Source organism: Sphingobium chungbukense, from assembly GCF_001005725.1.
Classification (GTDB): Bacteria; Pseudomonadota; Alphaproteobacteria; order Sphingomonadales; family Sphingomonadaceae; genus Sphingobium; species Sphingobium chungbukense.
The window spans coordinates 1-6,876 of the sequence record NZ_LBIC01000017.1 but is presented as its reverse complement, the minus strand read 5'-3'; the positions used below and the strand labels follow the sequence as shown (position 1 = coordinate 6,876).

Annotated in this window: 9 protein-coding genes and 1 pseudogene; 4 read left to right on the top strand and 6 right to left on the bottom strand. The window is 59.6% G+C overall.

The genetic code is table 11. The features are described from left to right. Together YP76_RS23780 and YP76_RS23775 are read left to right on the top strand one after the other, a co-directional pair. Window positions 1-557, top strand: a 557-nt coding sequence (locus YP76_RS23780; protein ID WP_046765886.1) for a Tn3 family transposase, incomplete at its 5' end; no start/stop codon positions are given. Between the two features lie 155 nt (window positions 558-712). Further along, the gene (locus YP76_RS23775; RefSeq protein WP_052757564.1) at window positions 713-1,135 is read left to right on the top strand and encodes a hypothetical protein; all 423 of its coding nucleotides are present in this window, start codon (window positions 713-715) and stop codon (window positions 1,133-1,135) included. A 19-nt stretch (window positions 1,136-1,154) separates the two neighbouring features. Here YP76_RS23775 and YP76_RS27360 read toward each other — a convergent pair whose 3' ends face one another. The 5 genes from YP76_RS27360 to YP76_RS23750 form a co-directional block, all read right to left on the bottom strand. Then, window positions 1,155-1,577 (bottom strand): HIRAN domain-containing protein, encoded by a 423-nt coding sequence (locus YP76_RS27360; protein WP_046765882.1) that lies wholly within the window; start codon window positions 1,575-1,577, stop codon window positions 1,155-1,157. A gap of 91 nt (window positions 1,578-1,668) precedes the next feature. Continuing rightward, the gene (locus YP76_RS23765) at window positions 1,669-2,637 is read right to left on the bottom strand and encodes a MucR family transcriptional regulator (RefSeq protein ID WP_332307431.1); all 969 of its coding nucleotides are present in this window, start codon (window positions 2,635-2,637) and stop codon (window positions 1,669-1,671) included. A 306-nt stretch (window positions 2,638-2,943) separates the two neighbouring features. After that, window positions 2,944-4,290, bottom strand: a complete 1,347-nt coding sequence (locus YP76_RS23760; RefSeq protein WP_046765881.1) for an anti-phage deoxyguanosine triphosphatase — start codon at window positions 4,288-4,290, stop codon at window positions 2,944-2,946. A gap of 7 nt (window positions 4,291-4,297) precedes the next feature. After that, the gene (locus YP76_RS23755) at window positions 4,298-4,687 is read right to left on the bottom strand and encodes a type II toxin-antitoxin system VapC family toxin (protein WP_046765880.1); all 390 of its coding nucleotides are present in this window, start codon (window positions 4,685-4,687) and stop codon (window positions 4,298-4,300) included. After that, complete coding sequence (locus tag YP76_RS23750; RefSeq protein ID WP_046765879.1) at window positions 4,684-4,929, bottom strand: AbrB/MazE/SpoVT family DNA-binding domain-containing protein; 246 nt, start codon at window positions 4,927-4,929, stop codon at window positions 4,684-4,686. The genes YP76_RS23755 and YP76_RS23750 overlap by 4 nt, the downstream gene beginning before the upstream one ends. 346 nt (window positions 4,930-5,275) lie before the next feature. Between YP76_RS23750 and parS the strand changes: the two genes are divergently transcribed. Next, a complete protein-coding gene (gene parS, locus YP76_RS23745; protein WP_046765878.1) occupies window positions 5,276-5,755 on the top strand; it encodes a type II toxin-antitoxin system Prs ADP-ribosylating antitoxin ParS in 480 nt (159 codons plus the stop codon). After that, window positions 5,752-6,237: a type II toxin-antitoxin system Prs ADP-ribosylating toxin ParT gene (gene parT, locus YP76_RS23740; protein ID WP_084733327.1), complete on the top strand. Its 486-nt coding sequence runs from the start codon at window positions 5,752-5,754 to the stop codon at window positions 6,235-6,237. The genes parS and parT overlap by 4 nt, the downstream gene beginning before the upstream one ends. Before the next feature lie 127 nt (window positions 6,238-6,364). Here the strand turns inward: parT and YP76_RS27355 are convergent. Then, window positions 6,365-6,876 (bottom strand): annotated as a pseudogene (locus tag YP76_RS27355) (IS701 family transposase); the annotation flags it as partial.

Sequence of the window (6,876 nt, the reverse complement as noted above, 5' to 3'; positions counted from 1 at the left end):
GCCTCGAACCCATGGTGGTGCGCGTCAAAGTCTCGCGGCTTGCCAAGGAAGGCTGGGACGGCCTGCTCCATGTGATCATGTCGCTGAAGACCGGCCACAGTTCGGCCGCGACAATCATCGATCGGCACGGAAGTGCGGCAAGAGGCACGGCAACCTATGAGGCCGGGACATTGGTCGGGAAGGTCCTGCGTAGCCTTTTCCTGCTCGATTACCTGGTCAAGCCTGACTTTCGACGCGAGGTGCATCGCAATCTGTCTCAGGGAGAATCCGTGCACCAGCTGCAACGGGCGATCCTGGCGGGCAGGATCGAGGCGAAACACGGACGCAAGCACAGCGAGATTGCGGCAGTCTCAGGCGCGCTGACGCTGCTGACAAACATCGTCATGGCTTGGAATACTGCAGCGATGCAGGAGGTCGTTGATGCGCGACCGGGCCGCTACCCGCCGGAACATCTCGCGCACATAGCACCTGTCGCGTTCCGCCACATCAACATGCACGGGAAGCTGCACTTCCCGATCAGGGAGCGTGGGCACCCGTGCAAGGCTGCGACCCCATAACCTGCACAAAATCCCAAGCTACTGAATTAATGAGGAAACCTCACGGTGGTAATTTCTCAATCGTTGAATTTATCCCGTTTTCCTACCGCTACTTTTGGCGAAACCCGTACGGGAACCCCATTTCGCAGGTCTCAAAGCGGCCGCGTTATGCGTTCATGGTCCTCAATCTCATCTACAAGGCAGCTGACGCTGGCGACAGCCTCGGACCCTATGTGCGCTATGAAGGCGCGCTGCTACCCGTGCGGGATTGGCTTTGCCGGGCACTCATTCCCCTGGCGCAACGCGACGGACGCCGCCGGGCGTTGATCAATACTGCGCGCGCCGACCTGATAGCGAGTGGCAAATTGCCGGAGGATCCCGCCGCGGCAGAAGTGCTGATCGAGGAGGAAGCTCAAGCACGCATCTTGCGATCCGGGCGGACCAGCATCAGTCGCGCGGCATCCGACCTTGTGCGCGCGGGCCTGCTGCGGCGGCATTATAAGGGCTTCCGGATCGATCATGCGAACCGCGGCGCCCAGCGCGAGGCTGTTTATACGATCACAGCGGAGGCAAAACGCGCGTTGGGACGGGTGCACTAGCTATGCCGCGGGAGATTGCTCACTCGTCAGGGGGCAGATAATCTGGCCAGAAGCCTGAGTCTGGATCAGCGGCCTCGCTATAGCGCGCTTCGGCATCCAGCACTTTGTCGGGCTGAGGGGATGGGAGGTTCGGAACCCCGCCATCAAGGCGCACGCGGATTATCGCTCCATCGCTTGTGGCAGCCTGGAAAATGCCCCTTACATCCAGTCCCTGCCGGATTTTGGCCCCGATCCATCCGCAGCGCTCGGCGGACAGATAACCGAGCTGTATGCCGCGGACGGAGAATACCGCAACGGCTGAAGGATCTGCCTTGTTGCTGGGCTCAAGGATCAGCGTAATGGGATCGCCAGGATTGAGCATGCGGATCTCGAACTGACGGTTGGATTCATCCGCGTTGGGGTGGAGAGCGCCTACAACAGCGAGACTCAGTTCTTGAGGCATTGGTAGTCGTTGAACTGCAGTTGTATACGGGCCGTGCGGATCCGTTGTTGCCCAGCTCCGCGCGAGGACGGAGCTGGGCTGACACTTGCCTCTAGCGCGCGGCGGGTGCTGCGTCCGCCGACGTTGTGGCGGATGCTGCATTTGCAGTAGCTGTCGCCGACTTGGCTGCCTTGGGCTTTACCGCCGGTTTCGATGCTGTCTTCGGCTTTGTCACCTCTGCTTTAGGCTCGGCAGTCTTTGCCGGCTTTGCCTTGGGAGCGCCGCTGCGCTCCGCATCAGCTTTCGCTGGCTTGAGTGCAGCGGGCTTCTCGTCCTTGGCCGAGGCGATCGACAGGCGCTTGCGCGGTTGTGCCTTGACCTCCGCTTTGCCGGTCTTGGGGCTCATCTCCACCTTTGGAGTGGAAGCGGCTTCTGCCTTGATCGCGGCAGACTTTTTGGCTGCCTTCGGCACAGCGGCGTTAACAGGAGTTGGAGCAGCGATGGCTTTGGCGGCAGGTGCTGGACGGGCGGGGGAGGGGGCTGTGGCAGTCGGGGCCGCAGCAGCTGTCTTCCTGCCGAGACCCAGTCGCTCGGCGACCGCACGACGCGCATCGGAATAATTTGGTGCAACCAGGGGATAGGATTTGGGCAGCTTGTAGCGCTCGCGATATTGCTCAGGCGTCAGGCCATTGGTTGCAAGATGCCGCTTTAGCGTCTTGTAGGGCTTACCATCAATCAGGCTGATGATGTGATCAGGCGATGCAACGCTCTTGCGAACCGACACGGCCGGAACATGGTCCTGCGCAACGTCTGGAGCAGGCGCAGCAAGGTCCTGCGTCAACGCGGCGCGCGTGGTCTTGATCAGCTCAGCGAGGCTCTCGCTTGGAACCGAATTTTTAGAAACGAAGGCGCTCAGCAGTTGAACGGTAAGCGCAGTGACGTCGGTGTTGTTCTCGTCAGCCATGAGGATTGACCCGCCTGTTGTGGTGATGGCGCTCTTCTGCACGCCGAACACAAGAAAGTAAATGTCATCATATGTGGGACATGCCGAAGGCTTGTCGCACTCGATAGGGAGGGGCATTCAACCTGAAGTGTGCTTCCCGGTAACGGGTTGGATCGGGAACGGCCGATATCTCGTCTGACAACTTCTCAATGTTCAGCTCTCATCCCCATGCCAAGAAGGGTAGTGAATACTGAATATCGCGAACCACGCACTCCAGGCAGATGCTGTCAGTTATGCGCGGCTCGATATTTTGTCAGTCACATGCGACCACAAACAGCGATATCAAATTGTCGTGGCACTCTTGAACCAGGGAGAAAGTCCTTGGACGCAGATCTGTCACGGATTTACGCAGGTGGTCCCGCAGCACAGCCGTTCACAGCCCGTTCAGAGGCGGTCAAATACCGAGCCCATTCTCGGCGAGAATAGCCGTTCATAGGTCTTCAAAAGATGCGTGTCTGTCATGGCCGCAACATAATCGCAGATCACCCTAAGGTCGCCGCCCGCTTTCTCGAACTTTGCAAGTTCTTCGCGTGGAAGCAGGCGGGTAGGATCCGCCTCCATCGCCTCGAAGACGGCGACCACCATGGTCTGGCCCTTGAACTCGAGATGCTGGACAGCCGGCGACGCGATGACCTCCCGCACGACGAAGTTTTGGAGATGATCGAGTAGCTCGCGTTGGGGTGATGCCACGCGCACGCTCCAATGCAGGAGCGGTTCGGCAAACTGCGGCCGTTCGACAAACTCGACTGCTGTGAGGAAATGATGGACCAGGCGGCCAATGAACCGCTTGCGCGAAGCGGGCCCGCTGAACAGACCATCGACAAGCTGGCTGAAGACATCGTTTGCGCTCTCGCCCGGATACTTGGCCTTTAACGCATCGAGAAACGAAGCGCACTTGTCCTGCAGTGCGGCGGCAAAGGCGTCCTTCGTGACGAGATCGAGCGCGATCGCATCCTCAAGATCATGCACGCCATAGGCGATGTCGTCGGCCGCATCCATGATCGAACAATCGAGCGCCTTGTAGAGCGGCTTGCCGTGTTTGCCGTCCTGCGGCGCGAAAGTCTGAAAGACGCCCCGGTCCGCGACGGAAAGTGGGTCCAGGATCCAGTCAACAACATCCTGCTCGCTGTCGAGATAACATTTAGGCGGCTTGCTGAGGCGCCCGTCCAGGATCTTGATGGTCGTTGGGCCGCTGAGCAGCGCGGGGACGAGCTCTGGATGGGCAACGCGGCTGTAAGCGACAGGGTATTTCAGCACCCCCAACATGGTTCGGCGCGAGAGGTTGGCGCCCGCTTGGGCGGAGAAGTTTTCGAGACGGGCGAGGATCCGCAGCGTCTGACCATTGCCTTCGAAACCACCCTTCTGCCGCATGCAGTAATTGAGCGCTATTTCGCCGCCATGACCGAAGGGCGGGTGGCCAAAGTCATGCGTGCAGCCGATCGAATGGATTGTGCCGCGATCAGGCAGTAGCGCGGTTGCCGGATGAGAGGGGTAGGACTTTTCAAGTTGGCGAGCGATGCCGCCCGCGATCTGCGCGACCTCGAGCGAGTGCGTGAGGCGCGTACGATAAAAGTCGCTATCACCCAGGTTGAGGATCTGGGTCTTGCCCTGCAGCCGCCGGAACGAGGCGGAATGGATCACACGCGCACAATCGACGCCGCCATCATCGCGCGCATCTTCACTCTGCGGCGCCCAACCTCCGCGGCCTGTCGACCACGAACGAGGCTTCATCACGAGCTCAGCGGATCACGCGGACCGTGACCCCCGCTGCGTCAGCAACGGTGCGCCATTGTTTATCCGCCGTCACCGCCGGCAAACCGTCGCGCTGCGCAAGGGCGAGGCAGAAACGGTCCCCGAGCGACAAGCCGGCCTTTGAGGTCACTGCGCGCAGGTGACCAGCGATCGTGGCGAGAGCCTGATCGGCCTCGATGACGGCCACGGGCAAGGGCTTCAGCATTGCGTCAATCTGCTTGGCAGGCATGCCCGCATGGTTGAAGTGGCTGATCACCTCCGCATAGTTGACGCTCGACATGCGCGCATCGGCAAGCGCTTCTGCGACCATGCTCGCGCCGGTCTCATCTCGAAGAAGCGCCAGGAGCGCCGAGGCATCGAGCACCACTTCGCTCATTCGCCGGATTCTTCGCGGCGACGGCTCAGGAATGCATCTACGGACGCTTCGGGATTGTCTCCGGTATATTGCTTCGCCAATGTCTGCGCGTGCGTGATTGATTGCGTGACGGTGCGCAGGACGACGCCGTCTTCAGTTTCCTCGACCAGCAAGGCGCCGCCACGAGTAAGGCCGAGCCTCCTGCGAATATCGGCCGGCAGGCTCATTCGGCCGTTAGGCGTTATCTTGACTTGTACCGTCATAGCGCTGCTCCTGGCTTACCTCCCCCAAAACGAGGGAAAAGACACGATGGCGCAATAATGGCACGAAATAAAGAATGTGTCACGTTGGTGGGTTTGTGCCTTCCTCGATGAAATCCTCAATGGCGGCTGGCGGCCACTTGAGATTGACAAGCATGGGCTTGTTTGTCGGATAAGGGGGCACCTCTAACATGCCTCCGTTATCCCACAAATTCAGCAGCTGGCTGGTTGTGGGATAATGCTCGCTAAAGGGAGGAAATGTGAGGCATAGTGCGTGACCTCTTCTCTCACAGCCTGTCTTGTAAGCGATGCTCAAACGAGCTATATAAATGCTCGAAGGAGCATCGCTATGGCTGAGCTGGAGATCGAGCGTCGAAAGCCTTCGGGGCAGGGCGCGCCACCGTTCGCGTATAAAGCGTTGTATCGCGCCTCGCCGGTGGATCGGATCGGGTTCATCAAACGGGGGGTTGCCGCACGCGACCTAAAGCGGTTCATTGCTGCGATGCATGTGGACCAGAAGGTGATGTTCGACGCGCTGAACCTTAAGACAGCCACGGTCAACAAGAAGGCGGCCAGCAATCAGGCGTTGTCTGTCGAAGACAGTGAACGGGTTCTGGGCTTGGCCAAGCTGGTTGGTCAGCTTGAGGACATGGTGGAGGAATCGGGAGACGCAGGCGGCTTCAGCGCGCCCGAATGGCTCTCGTCCTGGCTTCGGCAGCCGCTCCCCGCTCTGGGCGGGGTAAATCCCATTGACCTGCTCGACACGATGGAAGGCCAGGCGCTGGTGTCGCGCACCTTGGCGCAGATCCAGAGCGGCGCCTTTGCGTGACAACGACCTTCTGGCGCATCGCAACGGATACAAAGACCTATGAAGCCGACGACATGTTGGGAACCGGTGCCAAGATAACGGGGGGGCGCTGGAACGATATTGGGATTGCTCTTTCTTACGCGGCCGCCAGTCGGGCGCTAGCCTGCCTCGAGACCGTGGTACATCTCAACTCGGGCGGGCTTCCACTCAATCGCTATCTCGTCGGGATCATTGTACCTGACGATCTGCTGAGCGCCGCGGAGGTTGCCACCACCGACGATCTCGCAGTTGGATGGGATGCCGAGCCGGCAGGTCGTGTAAGCATTTCCTTCGGATCGGAATGGGCGGCATCCATGCGCAGCGCACTCATGCTCGTTCCCTCTGTCATCGTGCCAGAGGAGAATAATCTGCTGATTAATCCAGGGCACCCGGACGCAGCGCGGATTAGCGCCCGCAAGGTTCGAAGATGGACCTACGACCCAAGGCTGGTCGGCCGTAGGTAGCCAGGCGTAGGCAGCAGTGGAAGGTAACGCTCGAGCTAAGTCGCTGAAAATGTGGCAAAACGAATGATAATATACATTATGTTAAATCAATGCGCTGGCGGCACGAATCTTGCATAAGTGTCTGCGCCGGGTTCTTCGCCCAGGAGCCGAAGTAATGATCGGATTTGACCCCAAGGAAATAGCCCGTGCAGGCTTGGCGCACCGCGCCTTCGACGTCGCCTAGGCCATATACCGCATCTGCCGCTACCCATGAAAAGGGTACATCCGCCGCCAGCGCACGCCTTATCATCTCGACCCAAGGCGGGCTTGGCGGCAAAGGACACAGTCTCTGGAACATGGGTGGCGGCAAGCTTTGTCCGATCACCAGTCCAGCTCTTGGGCAAGTAGAGGGCTCGATCGACAAAGGCATGACCCCGAGCCGAAACATAGGTCGCGAACACCGATCTGGCAGTTTGTTGTCTTGCCTGCCGAACCGGTATATTGGTGTGCGACACCGCAGGTGGCATCGCCCTTCTTAAGGAAGCCGGTCTCGTCGATGGCCAGAACAGCGTCATCTGGGGCAAGGTTCTCTACGACATAGTCACGCACGATGTCTTGAAGACCGTCTGCGTCCCAGCGCCCGCGACCCAGAATGGCCTG

Bases quoted from the DNA above. Each gene is read 5' to 3' on its own strand.
- parS (WP_046765878.1), top strand. From the start codon at position 5,276: ATGGCTGAGCTGGAGATCGAGCGTCGAAAGCCTTCGGGGCAGGGCGCG.
- YP76_RS27360 (WP_046765882.1), bottom strand. From the start codon at position 1,577: ATGCCTCAAGAACTGAGTCTCGCTGTTGTAGGCGCTCTCCACCCCAAC.
- YP76_RS23760 (WP_046765881.1), bottom strand. From the start codon at position 4,290: ATGAAGCCTCGTTCGTGGTCGACAGGCCGCGGAGGTTGGGCGCCGCAG.
- YP76_RS23750 (WP_046765879.1), bottom strand. From the start codon at position 4,929: ATGACGGTACAAGTCAAGATAACGCCTAACGGCCGAATGAGCCTGCCG.
- YP76_RS23765 (WP_332307431.1), bottom strand. From the start codon at position 2,637: ATGCCCCTCCCTATCGAGTGCGACAAGCCTTCGGCATGTCCCACATAT.
- YP76_RS23775 (WP_052757564.1), top strand. From the start codon at position 713: ATGGTCCTCAATCTCATCTACAAGGCAGCTGACGCTGGCGACAGCCTC.
- YP76_RS23755 (WP_046765880.1), bottom strand. From the start codon at position 4,687: ATGAGCGAAGTGGTGCTCGATGCCTCGGCGCTCCTGGCGCTTCTTCGA.